10 protein-coding genes are annotated in these 15829 nt (G+C 51.5%); 5 read left to right on the forward strand and 5 right to left on the reverse strand.

The window, feature by feature from the left end; all coding sequences use genetic code 11:
* The first annotated feature begins 93 nt into the window (after positions 1–93).
* The 4 genes from P6574_RS04015 (at position 94) to P6574_RS04030 (ending at position 7744) form a co-directional block, all read left to right on the forward strand.
* A complete protein-coding gene (locus P6574_RS04015) occupies positions 94–2529 on the forward strand; it encodes an ATP-dependent helicase (RefSeq protein WP_310619101.1) in 2436 nt (811 codons plus the stop codon).
* 241 nt (positions 2530–2770) lie between these two features.
* A complete protein-coding gene (locus P6574_RS04020; protein ID WP_310619102.1) occupies positions 2771–3673 on the forward strand; it encodes a 50S ribosomal protein L11 methyltransferase in 903 nt (300 codons plus the stop codon).
* A gap of 1023 nt (positions 3674–4696) precedes the next feature.
* Complete coding sequence (locus tag P6574_RS04025; RefSeq protein WP_310619103.1) at positions 4697–6517, forward strand: aminopeptidase P family protein; 1821 nt, start codon at positions 4697–4699, stop codon at positions 6515–6517.
* A 114-nt stretch (positions 6518–6631) separates the two neighbouring features.
* A complete protein-coding gene (locus P6574_RS04030; protein ID WP_310619104.1) occupies positions 6632–7744 on the forward strand; it encodes a phytanoyl-CoA dioxygenase family protein in 1113 nt (370 codons plus the stop codon).
* Between the two features lie 87 nt (positions 7745–7831).
* Here the strand turns inward: P6574_RS04030 and P6574_RS04035 are convergent, their stop codons facing one another.
* From P6574_RS04035 to P6574_RS04045, 3 genes are all read right to left on the reverse strand, one after another.
* A complete protein-coding gene (locus tag P6574_RS04035; RefSeq protein ID WP_310619105.1) occupies positions 7832–8161 on the reverse strand; it encodes an AzlD family protein in 330 nt (109 codons plus the stop codon).
* Positions 8154–8897, reverse strand: a complete 744-nt coding sequence (locus P6574_RS04040) for an AzlC family ABC transporter permease (RefSeq protein ID WP_310619106.1) — start codon at positions 8895–8897, stop codon at positions 8154–8156. The genes P6574_RS04035 and P6574_RS04040 overlap by 8 nt, the downstream gene beginning before the upstream one ends.
* Positions 8898–9140: 243 nt before the next feature.
* Complete coding sequence (locus tag P6574_RS04045) at positions 9141–10760, reverse strand: chloride channel protein (RefSeq protein WP_310622101.1); 1620 nt, start codon at positions 10758–10760, stop codon at positions 9141–9143.
* 524 nt (positions 10761–11284) lie between these two features.
* On the opposite strand from P6574_RS04045, the gene P6574_RS04050 reads away from it, so the two are divergent.
* Positions 11285–15325, forward strand: a complete 4041-nt coding sequence (locus P6574_RS04050) for an AsmA family protein (protein WP_310619107.1) — start codon at positions 11285–11287, stop codon at positions 15323–15325.
* Here P6574_RS04050 and P6574_RS04055 read toward each other — a convergent pair.
* Positions 15278–15565 carry a ribbon-helix-helix domain-containing protein gene (locus tag P6574_RS04055; RefSeq protein WP_310619108.1) on the reverse strand — a complete coding sequence of 96 codons (288 nt, stop codon included), beginning with the start codon at positions 15563–15565 and terminating at the stop codon, positions 15278–15280. The genes P6574_RS04050 and P6574_RS04055 overlap by 48 nt on opposite strands.
* The gene (locus tag P6574_RS04060; protein WP_310619109.1) at positions 15552–15782 is read right to left on the reverse strand and encodes a DUF4169 family protein; all 231 of its coding nucleotides are present in this window, start codon (positions 15780–15782) and stop codon (positions 15552–15554) included. The genes P6574_RS04055 and P6574_RS04060 overlap by 14 nt, the downstream gene beginning before the upstream one ends.
* Positions 15783–15829 lie beyond the last annotated feature (47 nt).

A 15829-nucleotide genomic window follows, 5' to 3' on the forward strand; every position in this document is an offset into this window, starting at 1 on the left:
GCTTCCATCGTTTTGTTGCTATATTGTTCCTTTAGAAATAATGAATCGAGCTGGCCCCTCCCGCCAGCGTGGACCAAAGAAGCGATAGGCCCTATGGCGAATTCTTCCCGCTTGCCTGAAACAGGCGCAGCGCATGACCCCCAGTTTGACAGCTCCACCCCTCAGCCTCGTGAAGGGGGAATAGCGGCGCGGGCCATGGCGGCAAGACGGCCAAACGCTCCTGCTTATCTGGAGGGTTTGAACAGCGAGCAGCGCCGGGCGGTGGAAACCATAGACGGGCCTGTTCTTGTGCTGGCAGGAGCAGGAACGGGTAAAACCCGTGTGCTTACAACGCGTATTGCCCATATTCTAGCAATGGGGAAAGCCTCACCGGGTCAAATTCTGGCTGTGACCTTCACCAATAAGGCCGCCCGCGAGATGAAAGAGCGGGTCGGTTCGTTTGTGGGCGGCAATGTGGAAGGTATGGCTTGGCTGGGTACATTCCACGCTATTTGTGTGAAAATCCTGCGCCGTAATGCAGAGCTCGTTGGCCTGCAATCCTCGTTTTCCATTCTGGATACAGATGACCAGCTGCGGTTGATTAAGCAGATTATCAAGGCAGAAGGGCTGGATGAGAAACGCTGGACCGCCAAAACCTTTGCAGGTCTGCTTGATAGCTGGAAGAACCGGGGCTTGACGCCTGATAAAGTGTCGGCCGGAGAAGCGCAGGGCTTTGCCAATGGACTGGGGCGGCGCCTCTATGAACTTTATCAAGAACGCCTGTCCATCCTGAACGCTTGTGATTTCGGTGATTTGCTACTGCATTGTATCACCATCTTCCAAAAGCACAGCGATGTCTTGAAAAGCTATCAGCACCGCTTCCGTTATATGCTGGTGGATGAGTATCAAGATACCAACATCGCCCAATATCTCTGGCTTCGCTTGCTGGCTCAAGGGAACTCCAATGTGTGCTGTGTGGGGGATGATGACCAGTCCATCTATGGCTGGCGCGGGGCGGAAGTAGATAATATCCTGCGCTTCGAGCAGGATTTTGCCGGTGCTGTTGTCATTCGTCTTGAGCGCAACTACCGCTCCACAAGCCATATTCTTTCGGCGGCGTCCCATCTTATTTCCCACAATCAGGGGCGCTTGGGTAAAACGCTCTTCACCGATCAAACGGGGGATGATGAAGAGAAGGTGAGTGTTGCTTCTGCCTGGGATTCCCAAGAGGAGGCCCGTGCCATTGGGGATGAGATCGAAAGTCTTCAGCTTAAGGGGCATGATCTGAACCAGATGGCTATTTTGGTGCGTGCCTCCTATCAGATGCGTGAGTTTGAAGACCGGTTTGTGACGCTAGGCCTGCCTTATCGGGTTATCGGTGGTCCGAAGTTTTATGAACGTATGGAAATTCGTGATGCACTGGCCTATTTCCGCTGTATGATGCACCCCACCGATGATCTGGCCTTTGAGCGGATTGTGAACAAGCCAAAGCGTGGTTTGGGGGAGGCAACGCTGAAACTGGTGCATGAATATGCCCGTGAAAGCCAGATACCCTTGATGCAGGCAGCTGCAGAGCTGACACAAACAGAAGAAATGCGGCCCAAGGCACGCAACGCTTTGAAAGGTGTTCTGGATCTTTTTGACAGTTGGCGTTTACAGCTGGACACAATGAGCCACACGGAACTTGCGGAGATCATTCTGGATGAGAGTGGGTATACCCAGATGTGGCGTCAGGACCGCTCTGCCGAAGCGCCTGGGCGGTTGGATAACCTGAAAGAGCTTGTCCGTTCCATGGAAGAGTTTGAGAGTATGGCGGGCTTTCTTGAGCATATCTCCTTGGTGATGGACACGGATAATGATGCGCAGGAAGACAAAGTCTCCATTATGACCTTGCACAGCGCCAAGGGGCTGGAGTTTGACACGGTATTTCTTCCCGGTTGGGAAGAGGGCGTATTTCCTAACCAGCGCGCACTTGATGAGACAGGGCAAGCGGGCTTGGAAGAGGAACGCCGCCTTGCCTATGTGGGCGTAACGCGCGGGCGCAAGCGGGTGAAAATCTGGTTCACCTCCAACCGGCGTATTCACGGCTCATGGCAATCCTCTATTCCCTCACGGTTTTTGGATGAACTTCCCGCCGATAGTGTGGAAATTGTGGAGCAGAACTCCACCTATGGGGGCTATGGCGAACGGGGATCAGGTGGAGGCTATGGTGCCAGCCGCTTCGACGGGCAAGACCACTTCAACAACAGCTATTCCACCCCGGGGTGGAAACGGGCCCAACAAGCGCAGGCAAGTGGCCGTGGGACTGGCAAGTATCACGGCGGCAACCAGAGCAGGCGCGCGCAGCGAGCTGGGCCAAAAACCATTGAAGGGGAAGTTGTTGCCAAATCGATCAGCCCCGAGGCCTCTGCCTTTTCTCTGGGAGAGCGTATTTTTCACCTCAAATTCGGGTATGGCCGTATCGAGACAATTGAGGGTAATAAGCTCACAGTTGACTTCGAAAAGGCGGGTCTCAAGAAGGTTCTGGACGGGTTTGTAGATCCCGCCTGATTTTTCTTTGAGCCTAAAGCGTAGCACTGAGAAGTGGAAGGTGGTTTTCGGTTAAAGATACGCGCCCAAACAATAGGTTAGAGCAGTGGGCTGTTTCAATAAAACGGTTCACTACTTTGAGAAGACCAAAGCCTCAGACTCTATGCAGTCTGGGGCTTTATTTTTGGCCCCCTCTTTTTACTGGTGTTCGCAGGCCCGCAAGGCTATATGCCAAGGCAAACAAGCAATCTTGGAGTAAAAAATGGCCACAGTTCGCGTAAGAATTCCGGCACCAGAATTAGAGGCAAAAGAACTCTCCGATAAAATGGAGATGATCTTTGGGGATGACGGATTTCCTGTGGCCGTTTTTGAAAGTTCCAAAGACGGGACTATCTGGACCGCTGAAGTTCTTGTTCTGGAATCCACCGAAGATGAAGCACGCCAGATTGTGGAAGAACGGCTTGGTGCGCATTTGGAAGGTGGAAAGCTCCCGCAAGAGAGTGAAGTGGAAGCCCTGCCGGAAATCAACTGGGTTGCCAAATCCCTTGAGGGGCTCAAACCTGTTCGTGCTGGTCGATTTCTGGTTCACGGGGCCCATGACCGTGATGCTGTTCAAGCCCACGATATGGCCATTGAAATTGAAGCAGCGCAGGCTTTTGGAACCGGCCACCATGGAACTACCGCAGGCTGCCTGATGGAGCTGGACCGGCTTTTGAAGCGCAATGAATACCAGCGCATGGTGGATGTGGGTACAGGGACCGGAGTTCTGGCCATTGCACTGGCCATGTTGAGCAAGCGTGAAGTGCTGGCAACGGACATTGACCCGATCGCGACGGAAGCAGCTTTTGATAACGCCCGCAAAAACGGCGTTGGTCCCCTTGTAAAAGCATTCACGGCTGCCGGTGTTTCTGACCGCCGCTTTGCGGAAAATGGCCCTTTTGATCTGGCGGTTGCCAATATTCTGGCAAAACCGCTTATGCAGATGTCTGCGGCTCTTTCGGCCCAGATGGCACCAAAATCAACGCTGGTCCTCTCCGGCCTTCGCACCGAGCAGGGACCACGGATTATCTCCGCCTATGGCCTACAAGGGTTCCGCCTTGTGAAACGGGGTGAGATCGACGGATGGTTAACTCTGACACTGGTTCGCGGAAACTGGCGGCCATAGGCATTAAAACGGTTGCCGTTTAGAGTACGTCGCGTTCATCATTCACGCTTCGTACCTCTGACATATGAACAACATGGGGGCGCCTTTGGCGCCCTTTTTAGTGAACAGGCACGGCTATAGGCTTTTCACCCTGTGGAAAGTCATTCTTTTTTGAGGATGGAAAAAGAAAAACCCCCGCTTCTGTGGGAGGAGGCAGCGCTGTTTGGGAGGAGTAGCGCTGCCATTCAGAAGCAGAGGTTTTTGTATGTCGTGCTCTGGGAGGAAGAACAGCTCGACAATTTTTACTAGTACATATTGCATCGCATTGGGAGGAGGTGAACCGTGCTTCGAAAATGGGGAGAGAAGCGGCTCGGTGCGATGCAGTGTGTCTATGAACAGCTATATGCCTTTCCTGAGCCCCTATGAAAAGGCATAGTTTTGCATGTCAGTTCTGCGCTCAGAGCAGAGGTCGCTTTTATACCTACCCGTTGGTTGTAGTTTTTCATCCGGTAAAGCATGGGGCTGTTGATAGCAGGCCGACACTTACTCCGGTGTGAGTAGTGGGAGGTACTAAATTCTTCTGTTGTAGTTTTCTGGGGGAGAAAAAGAAAAACCCCCGCTTCTGTGGGAGGAGGCGGGCGCTGATTGGGAGGAGTAGCGCTGCCATTCAGAAGCAGAGGTTTTTGTATGTCGTGCTCTGGGAGGAAGAACAGCTCGACAATTTTTTAACTAGTACATATTGCATCGCATTGGGAGGAGGTGAGCCATGCTTCGAATAAATGGGGAGAGAAGCGGCTCGGTGCGATGCAGTGTGTCTATGAACAGCTATATGCCTTCCCTGAGCCCCTATGAAAAGTCACAGGATTGCATGTCAGTTCTGCGTTTTTTGCATAGGAAGGGATAAGTTCATGCAAATATGCAGGAAATGGTGCGGTGCACTATGGTTTTCCACTTCCAGAACTGATCTGATCCGTTAGACTTTAGGCAAGTTTTTTAAGGAGCGGCAGAGTTTCAGCCGCTCCAAATTGGGGGAAAACATCCAAGATGTTTCAAAGATTCGATATTGCGAATAGAAAAACACAGGGCCCGATCCATCTTGCTGCTGTGAGGCAAGAGCTTGCTACCAGAAAGCTGGATGGTTTTCTTGTTCCCCATGCTGATGCCCATCAAGGTGAACAGATGGCGCAAGCCGATTGTCGCCTTGAATGGCTGACGGGGTTTACAGGCTCCGCCGGAGCGGCTGTTGTGATGGCTGATAAGGCCGCCGTTTTTGTAGATGGCCGCTATACGATACAGGTGCGTGAACAGGTTGATGGTGATAGCTTTGAATACAGGCACTTGGTTGAGGAGCCTGTATTTAAATGGATCAGCGCCAATGCAAAAGAAGGTATGAAGATTGGGTATGACCCCATGCTTCACCCTGTAACAGCTACAGGAAGGTTGAAAGCTGCCTGTGAAACAGCGGGGGCCGAGCTGGTTGCTGTCGACCTAAACCCGATAGATGCGGTGTGGAAAGACCAACCCGCGCTTCCAACCGGACAGGTGTCTTTGCACCCGCTTGCTTATGCGGGCGAAGCTGCCTCCCTCAAAATTACTCGTATCAAGGAATTGGTGAAGGACAAAGAGGCGGATGCGGCCTTACTGACCCAGCCGGATTCGATTGCGTGGCTTTTCAACATTCGCGGAGCGGATGTAGAGCGGACACCGGTTCCACTGTCTTTTGCTATTCTGCCGACCGCTGGAAAGCCAAGTCTTTTCATTGACGGGCGCAAACTTTCCAACGAAGTACGTAGTGAACTTACTGATCTTGCCGATATTTTTGAGCCGCAGGATTTGAAGAAGTCTCTGGCTTTTCTGGGCATTGAGAAAAAGCGGATCTTGGTAGACGCCAGCCTTGCAGGGCAAGCGCTTTATGATGCTATTTGCGAAAACGGGGGAAGCGTGGTGGAAGGGCAGGAGCCTGTGCTTTTGCCAAAGGCCATTAAAAACAGCGCCGAGATAGAGGGGGCGAAGGCCGCCCACCTACGTGATGGCGCAGCTATGGCCAACTTCCTGTGCTGGTTTGAAAAAAACGCATCCACGGAAACCTTGAGTGAAATTATTGCGGCACAGAAGTTGGAAGAGTGCCGCCGTGATACGGGGAAACTCAAAGATATATCGTTTGATACGATCTCCGGATCGGGACCCAATGGCGCTATTGTTCATTATCGTGTCACCCATGAAACCGACAGGCCCATTGAACTCAATAGCCTTTACCTGATTGACTCTGGCGGGCAGTATGAAGACGGGACAACCGACATTACCCGCACGCTTGCTGTGGGCGCGGTGAGCGAGACGCAAAGAAAGCACTTCACCTTGGTGCTTAAGTCTCATATTGCCATTGCCACCGCACGTTTTCCCGCCGGAACAACAGGGCCGCAACTGGACACTCTGGCCCGCATTTCCTTATGGAAGGAAGGGCTTGATTATGATCACGGGACCGGACACGGTGTCGGATCTTATTTAAGTGTTCACGAAGGGCCAGCCTCTATCTCCAAGCGCAGCAACAAAGTTGCGCTGGAGCCGGGAATGATCCTGTCCAATGAACCGGGGTACTATCTTGAAGGAGAATATGGCATTCGCCTTGAAAACCTAGAACTGGTGCAATCAGCTGCGGACATTGAAGGCGGGGATCGGCCAATGCTCGGGTTCAAGGCGCTTACCCTTGCTCCATTTGACCTGCGCTTGGTGGATACATCCATTATGAGCACACAGGAGCTGGGCTGGCTGAATAGCTATCATGCACGCGTTTGGAAGGAAATCAGCCCCTTGGTGGAAGGGGAAACGCTTGCCTGGTTGAAAGAGGCTACGCGGCAGGTTTCCTAGAGCGCGTTCGGTTTGACTGGGTTCAGTCAAACGACAGGCATTTGCTCAAAATGCAAAATATAGAGTGCAAAGCGTGAATGCGATGAACGCGATGTACTCTAAATCCCATTAGTATTGCGAATATTCAACGGCGCAGGGCTTTCCTATTCTCTTGAACGGGAGGATGCGCCTTTGAAGACTGTGGATGTTTTAAAATCGCCCTATTGGCTTGCCGATATTGCCCTTGGGGGAAAATCGTTTCGTAAAAACCCGCTTATTGGCAGCCCCCGATTGAATGAGCGGGGCCTGCATGTAAGGCGTATGGAACTGGCAGAGAAGATGGCCGCATGGCGGCGCAAACGAATGCACCATCTCCTTCCTCCACATCATCGTGAATTTTTTGAAGAAAAGGGCTACTTGGCTCTTGAGAGGTTTTTGCCTAATGACCTTTTTCAAAGGATGAAGGCAGAAGTTCATACTACCAAAATGCCTGCATGGGAAATGAAGCAGGGGCGCACAGTGACCCGTTTTATTCCCCTGCCACCGTCGGTGCTGAAGGGGGCTCCAGCCCTTTCTAAAACCGTTTGGAATCCAGTTTTTCAAGGGGGACTGCGGTATATTGCGGGAACAAACGGCAACCCGATAGTCTATCTGCACACGGTACTGTCCAATCCGGAAGAGCAACGGGCTGACCCGCAAACGCAAATGCATAGCGACACCTTTCACCCTACATCAAAAGCATGGCTGTTTCTTGATGATGTGGAGATGGAGGATGGGCCGTTCCTTTATGTTCCGGGCTCTCATAGGCTCACAGATGGGCGTAGAAAGTGGGAATATGAGCAGAGCCTGAGTGCGGCTCATCATCAAAATGTTCTCCATGCGGTGGGCTCATTTCGAACCTCGATGGAAGAGGCGAGGGAAATGGGGTTTGGGGAACCTGTTGCTATGACTGTTCCGGCTAATACTCTGGTGATAGCTGACACCCACGGCTTTCATGCGCGCGGGGTCAGTACGCGGCCTTGTGTCCGCATGGGGCTCTACGGGTCTTTGCGGCGTAACCCGTTCCTGCCGTGGGTCGGGCTGGACCTTGCGTCACTGCCCTTAGTTAAATCCCATCAAGCCTTCATTTTCTTAAGGGGGCAGGACCTTTCAGCTAAGTGGAAAGGTAAGGATCCAAGCCATGTTTTTGTGGGAGAGGTGCTTGCCAGCACACCCGCCGTACGGCGGGAGACGAGGGCAAAGTCTTGAAAATTCCGGACCTTTCCCTTTTTGTGTTTGCGCGTACCTTTGAAAACAGGATTTCCCCTTTTCAAAGGTACGCGATAGTAGCCGTCATCAAAGAAATGAGAGTACAGGATAGGCACGCATAATAGCGAGACTTGCAACACCAACGCCTATGGAAGGTAGTAAGGGGAGCTTCATGGCGGCAAGGGCTGTAAGAATTGTGGCAACGGTTTCCTCAGGGCCGGTCGCAAAAGCTTTGGGGGCGATAATTGCCATGAGAATGGCAGGAGGAACCGCTTGAAGAGCGGCCTCGATACGACCTGACAGCGTGAAGAAGCGCACCAGAACAATACCTCCAATACGGGTGACATATGTTCCCACTGCCATAGCAAGGATTGTTAGAAGCGTAGTTGTTTCTATGAAATACCAAGCCTCAGGCATTGTGCTCTCCCTCATTGCCGTTGTGGGTCTTCTCTTCTTGAGGAAGAAGTGCTGCAACTACCATTCCGGCAAGGGATCCGGCGATGATGTACCAAGCCCCCGGTAAAACCTTGTAGACTAGAACAGCGGTTATGCCGCTGGCAGCAATGACAAGACCGGTTCTATAGCTATTCCAAAATCCCAAAACCAAATAAATGAAGAGCGCCGTAAAGGCGAAATCCAGACCGTATTCAGCTGGGTCTCCCAGAATTGCGCCAAGATATGCCCCAAAAAAGGTCGTGCTCACCCAACTCACATACATGGGGATGCCGATCCCTACAATGTAGGGAGTGCTGATTTTGTGGGTCAAGGCTTTGCGCTCACACAGCGCCCACAGTTCGTCCGTCAGCAGGAAGAAGTTTCCATAGAGGCGACGACCTTTAATATGGGGCAGCTTTGGAGCAAAGGATGCTCCCATTAGAACATGCCGCATATTCACCAGAAATGAAGAAATGATGATTGTGAACCATGGAAGCGGTTCCGCCCATAAATCCAGCGCTACAAATTGAGAGGCTCCGGCAAAAACTGTTGCGCTCATAAATGTGATTTCCAAAGGAGTGAGCCCTTTTTGAACTGCGAGGGCACCACAGAGAAAACCAATGGGCAGAACAGCGACGAGAAGCGGAAGAATAGTCAAAATTCCGTCATTAAAAGTAAGGGCGGGCTGCCTTGACTGCGCTTGTGTGATGAAAGCCATGGGGATTTTAAAACTCTATACAGAAGATATATTCATATCGATTTGAGTAGGCCCGAATCCCTACTCGTTGGGTCCTTAAATCGCAATAGAAAATGTCGCTAGGCGTTATTTTTTAGGTGAGGTTGTGCTTTTACCCGTCAAAACGGGGCGCAATCTAGCGTCTCCTGAAGTCTTTGGCATTTCCTGTTCTTCCCAATATGCTGGAGGTTGGACGTTGTTTCTCGCGATTTGGCAGGTGAGTGGCTAGCGGTGTTCTTCCTCATTAGCCTTGATAAGAGCACTGTTGAAGTACCGTAAGGCTTTGACGTGTGTTGCGGTGCCGATGATCATGTTCGGGTCTGCCTTGTCAATGACGGGCAGGATTTCCTTACCTGTTTTGTCAAAGCACACGAGAGCCTGCTCCAGTGTCTGATCAGACCAAAGGAAGGGAAGGTCGCTTGTGCTGTCAAAGTCTCTGTCGGCATTTGTCTCGAGCGGATCGGCAAAGTCGGCCACGTTTACGATACGCACAAGCCATTTATGCGGCCCGTCCTGCATCATGATACCCCGCATTTGAAGTTGCCACTGGAAGTAGGAGCGTCCATGTACTGCCTGTGTTAAACCAGCGGCAATTGATACGCACATGAGAAGGGCGATGGACAGGGCGTAACCGCCTGTAAGCTCGAACACGATCATCGTCGTGGAGAAGGGGGCTCCCAGAACGGCCGCTGCCACCGCCCCCATACCCAAAATGGCGTAGAGGCCATAACTGGATGCCAGCTCTGGTGAAAGATTTGCAGCGATAAGGCCAAAAGAGCCACCCGTCAGGGCTCCCAGATAGAGAGTAGGCGAGAAAATTCCCCCACCAAAACGGGAGGCAAGGGTGATTGCCGTTGCAGCTGTTTTCACAAAAATCAAGCTGAGCATCAGCCAGAGGGGTAGACTGGAATTCAAGGCCCGATCGGTGGTGTCATAGCCGACGCCGAGGACTTGAGGGAAAATGAGAGCAATGGCGCCAACCAGAAGGCCGCCGATAATGGGCCTGCTCCAGAGAGGTATATTGATGTTTCTGGCGATCCAGTCCGTACCGATCAAGGTAAACTGGAATAAAATAGCAACTGCGGCGCATGTGAGACCCAGCAGTGCAAACGCTGGAAATTCCCAATAGGATGCAATGCCGTAATCTGGAATAATAAAGGCGACCGAGTTTCCAAAATAGGACCACGAAAACAAGGTGCCTACTGCTGAGGCCAGAACAATGGGCACAAATGCTGTAAGGGCATAGTGCCCCAAGATGACTTCATGGGCGAACAGCACGCCTGCAATGGGGGCATTGAAGCTTGCGGATACGGCCGTGGCGACACCACAAGCCAGTAGAATGCGCCGTGATGCATCGGAGATTTTGAGCTTGTTGCTCAAAGCTGTGCCAAGGGTAGCGCCCAGATGAACCACGGGCCCCTCGCGGCCTGCACTGGCGCCGGAACCTAGGGAAATGATTGTTATGATCGCGGAGGATATTCCGGGCCAGAATGGCAAACCTTTTCCGCCCTTTACCCGAGCTTCGATCGCATCTGCCACACCGCCTGTACGCTGCTTCCATTGAATGGTTTGAAGAAGAATGCCGACGATTAGTCCACCACAGGCTGGAGCAAGAAGGACCACATACCACGGCAGATGAGAGGCTGGCCCTGCGACCCGCTCAGACAAGGAACCTAGCCATGTCCACTGGACCAAGCCAATTAGAATACGAAACAATATGGCTGCAATGGCAACAGTTGCCCCCACAAAGATCGCTTGTGCCCAAACAAGAGGAAGCTTGTTGGAGGTAAAAACACGAAGGTTGGGCTCGACCCAGTTGCGCAGTAAACTGGTGAGCCTGCGCATTATTCTCAAACCGCGTAGAAGCAATGGGAATTTTCGCAATGAGTGAACGGATCGAGACATGCTTATCAATATACTTGAAAACTATGAGCAGTGAGGTAAACGATCATTCGCCTCTTTAGGAGTAATCTAAGGAGACCAGTGATGATTATCTCAATACAACCCTTTGGAGAGATTCTCCAAACATCATCTGATATATATTAGGGATTCCCCCTGTTTACTCGATAAATGTTTAGATGGTATTGGCATTTACACATAGGACCTTGAGTTAGGCCGGAACCCTTAATTTGATTGGGTTTAGGTGTATTCCCTTATTGAGAAGCCATTTATTGGCCGAATTCGAGTGCGATTATAAAAATCCTGCGAAATTTGGGCGAAAAACACATAAAAATTGGTGTTGCAACATTGCCAAGGCCCTGCCCAAAGGGGCACCATATCTATTGGAATACGTGGGCATCATACATGATTTGTTTCTACGCTGTAGCGCTGGTCTTTAGGGCTGGCGTGCGCCCTGAAGGAGTGCATTGTTGAATTCGGTTTTCATTGGTATTGGAACGACTTTGATTGTGTTGCTGGTGGCAGCACTTTTCGCACCTATGTTTATAGACTGGTCAGACTACAGGGCTGTTTATGAACGTTATGCCGAGCGGGTTCTGGGACACGAGGTCACCATTTTGGGTGATGTGGATATCAGCCTGCTGCCCACGCCGCGGGTGTCCTTCTCCGATGTACGGGTGGGACAAAGTGAAGACCCGCTTCTGGTGATCTCCCGATTTTCCGGAAAAATAGAAATTCCTCCATTATTGCAAGGCAAGTTTCGCGTGCTGGATATGGTTCTGGACAAGCCGGACCTGCGCACGTCTTTGGACGAATTTGGCCGCCTTGATATTTTACAAAAACCTCCAAGACAAACGTATTTTTCCGATATTGACCCGTCTTCCTTCGTGTTTGACAGGGTGGAGGTGATTGGCGGAAAGGCGAGCGTGACGGATGCGCGAACCGGAAAAACCTATCGTGCAACCAATGCCAATATGTTGCTGAGTGCCCGTTCGCTGGAAGGTCCTTATAAGGCAGATGGGGCCCTCACGGTTGACGGAGTTCCCTATACTTTGCGTGTTGCAAGTGGCCGCTGGGAGGATAGTGGCCGAATTCGCGTGAAAACCCAGATATCTCCGGCATCTCTACCGGTGGAGTTTGCGCTGGACGGGAATATCTCCCATGAAGACCGGCAGCCAGTTTATGACGGGGCAGGGATTGTCCGCTCTATTGTCAGCGATGGAGACACTAAAGACAGTTGGTCGGCCAGTGGGCACTTTCGGTTAAGTTCCGAGCAGCTGAGTGTGGATGAAAGCGAAATTCTTTTGGGCTCCCAAGTGCGCCCACTCTCTGCCCAAGGCCGCTTGCTGGTGAACTTTACCCGCGATCCGGACTTCGATGCTTCTGTCAAATTCAAGCAGGTTGATCTGGACAGGATGTTTGCTGGAGGTCCGCAAGATCCGCTTGATATCTCCGTTGCGCGCACAAAATTGACCACACTACTGGATCTTGTACCGATTTCCCAAAGAAACGGTAGGGTTCATGTGGAAGTTCCTTCAATGGTTCTGGGGGGGAGTGTGCTCTCCGACTTTGATATGAGACTTTCTGCAGTTTCCTCGGGTTGGAAACTAGAGCGGTTTACCGGTTTGCTTCCCGGAGGAAGCAAGTTTGAAACAACTGGAACGCTCAAGTTGGGGGTTGAGAAAGCTTATCGCGGACAAGTGGTTTTAAACTCCAGAGTGCCTCAAAAACTTGCGGGGTGGCTGCGTGGTTCGAACAAGGGAAAGCTTGAACGGCTGGATTCTGTGAAACTTGAAGGGCGGTTGAATGTTGATGAGCGGGCCTTGGCCTTCAATAATATGCGCTTGGAAGTGGATGGGAAAAAAACAGTCGGGCGCGTGGCCTATGATTGGCATTCGGGGAAAACTCCTCTTTTGAGTGTGGACGTGGATACGGACCGTCTGGACGTAAATCAGCTCCAGAAATACACTCAAGCATTTGCGGGGGATAGCCTGTCTTTGAGCAGTCAGGACCTGTCCTTGCGGGTGTTTACAGATGCTCTTATTGTTGAAGGGGTATCTGCGAAAAGTGTCGTTGTGCAGGCTGACTTAAAAGATGACACCTTGATGCTTGAACAGCTCAGGGTGAGAGACTTTGCTGGTGCTTATCTCACTGGGTCTGGAAAGATTGAAAACCTCTCGACAACACCTTCGGGAGACTTGAACGGTACGCTGCAAGCGACCTCTTTGAACGGTGTTGTGAATGTCTTGAAAAAGAGCATTCCTGATAGCGCTCTTGTTCAGCAACTGGCTCGAGCAGCGCCGGCGCTGGCACCTGTGAACTTACAAGGGGCACTTGAAGCCTATGCGGATGGCGGCGTTACAGATGTTTCTCTCAATATTTTCGGCCAAACGGGGCTTAGTGATCTGGACGTAACCGGACACCTTTCGGGACGAGTGGATGAACTTGGCAGCAGTGATGTGCGGGCGGAAGTTTATCTGGCTGGAGCCGATAGTGGGCGTCTTTTGAGACAGCTGGGTGTTGAAGTTCTTCCCATCGACCAGCTGGAGGCCGGGCACATCCAGCTGGTACTGAACGGGGTTCCTCGAAAAGAAGTATCCTTTGGGTTTAACAGCAAGCTTGCGGGTGCGCAGCTCAAGTCTCAGGGTAAATTCAAACTACTGGACAAACAAGGGCTGAAATGGTCGGGGTCCGGTGAATTTGTAGCGCAAGACATACAGCCGCTGGCACTCATGTTTGGACATCAGCTGCCTGTTCTTTTTGATAGTTCTTCTGCCAATTTGCGTTTTACCGCCCAAGGTCAGGGCGGAAAGTTCCAGCTTGAAGAGTTGACGGGAGAGCTGGGAAATACGGCGTTGAGCGGAGAGCTCGCAGGAGCGTTTACCGGGGATGGCCAGTTGAAAGGAAACGGAAATCTGGCGCTTTCCAAACTGGACCTCAAGACCCTTAGCAGTTTGGCGCTTGGAGGCGGAGTTTGGGAAAACGAACTGACCAGCACTGGTCAATGGCCAGAAACCCCGCTGGGCACCTCTATGCTGGACAGCTTCAATGTGAAGATTGATGTGAGCGCTGATCAGTTTCAACTTACTGATGCTTGGGACGCTCAAGATGTTTCCGGCCAGTTGTCTCTTCGCCCCTCCGGACTGTTTTTGGAAGATGCGACTGGAGCGTTTGCCGGTGGCACCCTTTCTGGGGGGCTTCAAATCTCCAGATTTGGCGAGCAAGCTGCATTTTCTACGCACTTCAAACTTGCGGATGCTGCTGTTGAGGAGGTGTCCTTGGTAAGGCAGGGACGTGCCGTCATGACGGGTGATCTGGACGTCGTTGCAGAGATGGAGGGAAGTGGTAGATCTGTCGCCGCGATCCTCTCCAGTCTCTCTGGAAGTGGAAGCTTTACCCTGTCTTCCGGCGAGATCCGCGGCCTGAACCCGCAGGTATTTGATTTGGTGATTGCACAGGTTGACCGAGGGCTCGAAATTAACGAAGGCGCGTTACTACAAGAAGTTGAAAAACATCTGGAGAATGGAAATCTGGATTACCAAGCGATAGAGGGGAATCTGTCCATTACTTCCGGTCGGATGCGGGCGCGCAATATCACGATGGATGTTGAGGGGCTGACCATGTCCGCGTCTACCACCATTAACCTTCAGGATTTGAGTGCCAATACAGACATTTCCTTGAAAAAGGAGAGGTTCGATGAAGAGCGCGTGAGTGCGACACCGCAAATTTCCCTTATTTTCTCTGGCGATGTTAAGGGGACTTCTCGCTCTCTGGATGTCGGGCCTTTTGAATCCTATTTGAATTTACGTGCTATCGAACAAAATGTGAAACGTATTGAAGTCGAACAGGAAAAGATCGCTGAGCAGGAGCGGCTTGTCCGGCAGTTAAAGCGGGAACAGGAAGAAAACGAACGCCTCAGAGAGCTGGAACTGGAAGACGCTGCTAGAAGGGAACTGCAGCTTCTTGAGAGGCAGAGAAATAGACTGGAACAGGAGCAAAAGAACCAACCTCTGGTGGGCGAGGGCGGGCAGGATGTTTTGTCTCAAAAGGCTGCTCCAGCACAGAGCTCAGGCGTTAGTGTGTCTGAGGGTCAAAAGGTCACGGAGCTTCCAGTGCAAGAGCAAGAAGCACAACGAGATGATGGTATCGGTTCTTTTCTTGCGACGGTTGAGAGGGCAATAAACCGTGCGCCTCAGGACGGGGAGGGAGCCGTGCAGGGAACAGCTGCCAACGATAACGACTTGCCGGAACTTGCCCCGCCTATAACTGTTGGGCCACACAGCGAAAGGACCGTTTTGCCTGACAGTGTTCGGGATTTGCCGCCTTTAAAACGATCTGGTCGTGAGCAAATTCTTGTTGCACCAGGAGACGATGATTTTCACTATAACTATTATCAGGGTGATGCTGGATTGACGCCTAAAGTCGGAGTGCCAAAATCAAAGCCTCCGGTTCCTCGAAAAACACTACGGTTTCGTGAACTCCCCGGTGGGCGCATTATCCAGCTCAACTAAACTGGCCTCCGGCCTCTCCAGAAGTTTCACCTTATTCCTATAAAAATCGAGTATAGCTACGCGGATGCAACTTGAAAGACTTGCCTCTGGGTCCCTTTGGTCGTCGATTATAGCAACTGTTCTGGTGAGATTCAGGCTCTTTGAAGTTGCAAGGAGTTGTAGCCCCTCCCAGAACTCCGGCTCCAGCGCGATGCTCGTCCGGTGCCCATGAAGCGTTATCGAGCGCTTAATCAGGGTCATTTTTCTTCAAATGTTGTTCGGAAGTTTTCGTAGGTACGGCTTTTTCCAGCCGGTGCCCGTTCAAAGCCTGAAAGGCTTTTTCATTCGCTTTTGACGTGACGTTTTCCTGAATTTTGGAGCGGCCGAAGCGAATACGGTTTTCTTGAGCTTGTTGTTCTTTGTTGGCGCGTTTACGCTCTTTCCTGAACTTTCTAAGGTTAAGTACCTGAGCCGTCAAAACAAACCCTCCAAACAACAAGTGCCCCAAAATAGGGGCACTGCTTC

Origin of the sequence: Pseudovibrio sp. M1P-2-3, from assembly GCF_031501865.1 — a bacterium.
Classification (GTDB): Bacteria; Pseudomonadota; Alphaproteobacteria; order Rhizobiales; family Stappiaceae; genus Pseudovibrio; species Pseudovibrio corallicola.

Excerpts from the sequence above, each read along its gene's own strand:
- P6574_RS04015 (WP_310619101.1), top strand. The coding sequence starts at position 94 with ATGGCGAATTCTTCCCGCTTGCCTGAAACAGGCGCAGCGCATGACCCC.
- P6574_RS04020 (WP_310619102.1), top strand. The coding sequence starts at position 2,771 with ATGGCCACAGTTCGCGTAAGAATTCCGGCACCAGAATTAGAGGCAAAA.
- P6574_RS04025 (WP_310619103.1), top strand. The coding sequence starts at position 4,697 with ATGTTTCAAAGATTCGATATTGCGAATAGAAAAACACAGGGCCCGATC.
- P6574_RS04035 (WP_310619105.1), bottom strand. The coding sequence starts at position 8,161 with ATGCCTGAGGCTTGGTATTTCATAGAAACAACTACGCTTCTAACAATC.
- P6574_RS04040 (WP_310619106.1), bottom strand. The coding sequence starts at position 8,897 with ATGGCTTTCATCACACAAGCGCAGTCAAGGCAGCCCGCCCTTACTTTT.
- P6574_RS04045 (WP_310622101.1), bottom strand. The coding sequence starts at position 10,760 with ATGCGCAGGCTCACCAGTTTACTGCGCAACTGGGTCGAGCCCAACCTT.
- P6574_RS04055 (WP_310619108.1), bottom strand. The coding sequence starts at position 15,565 with ATGACCCTGATTAAGCGCTCGATAACGCTTCATGGGCACCGGACGAGC.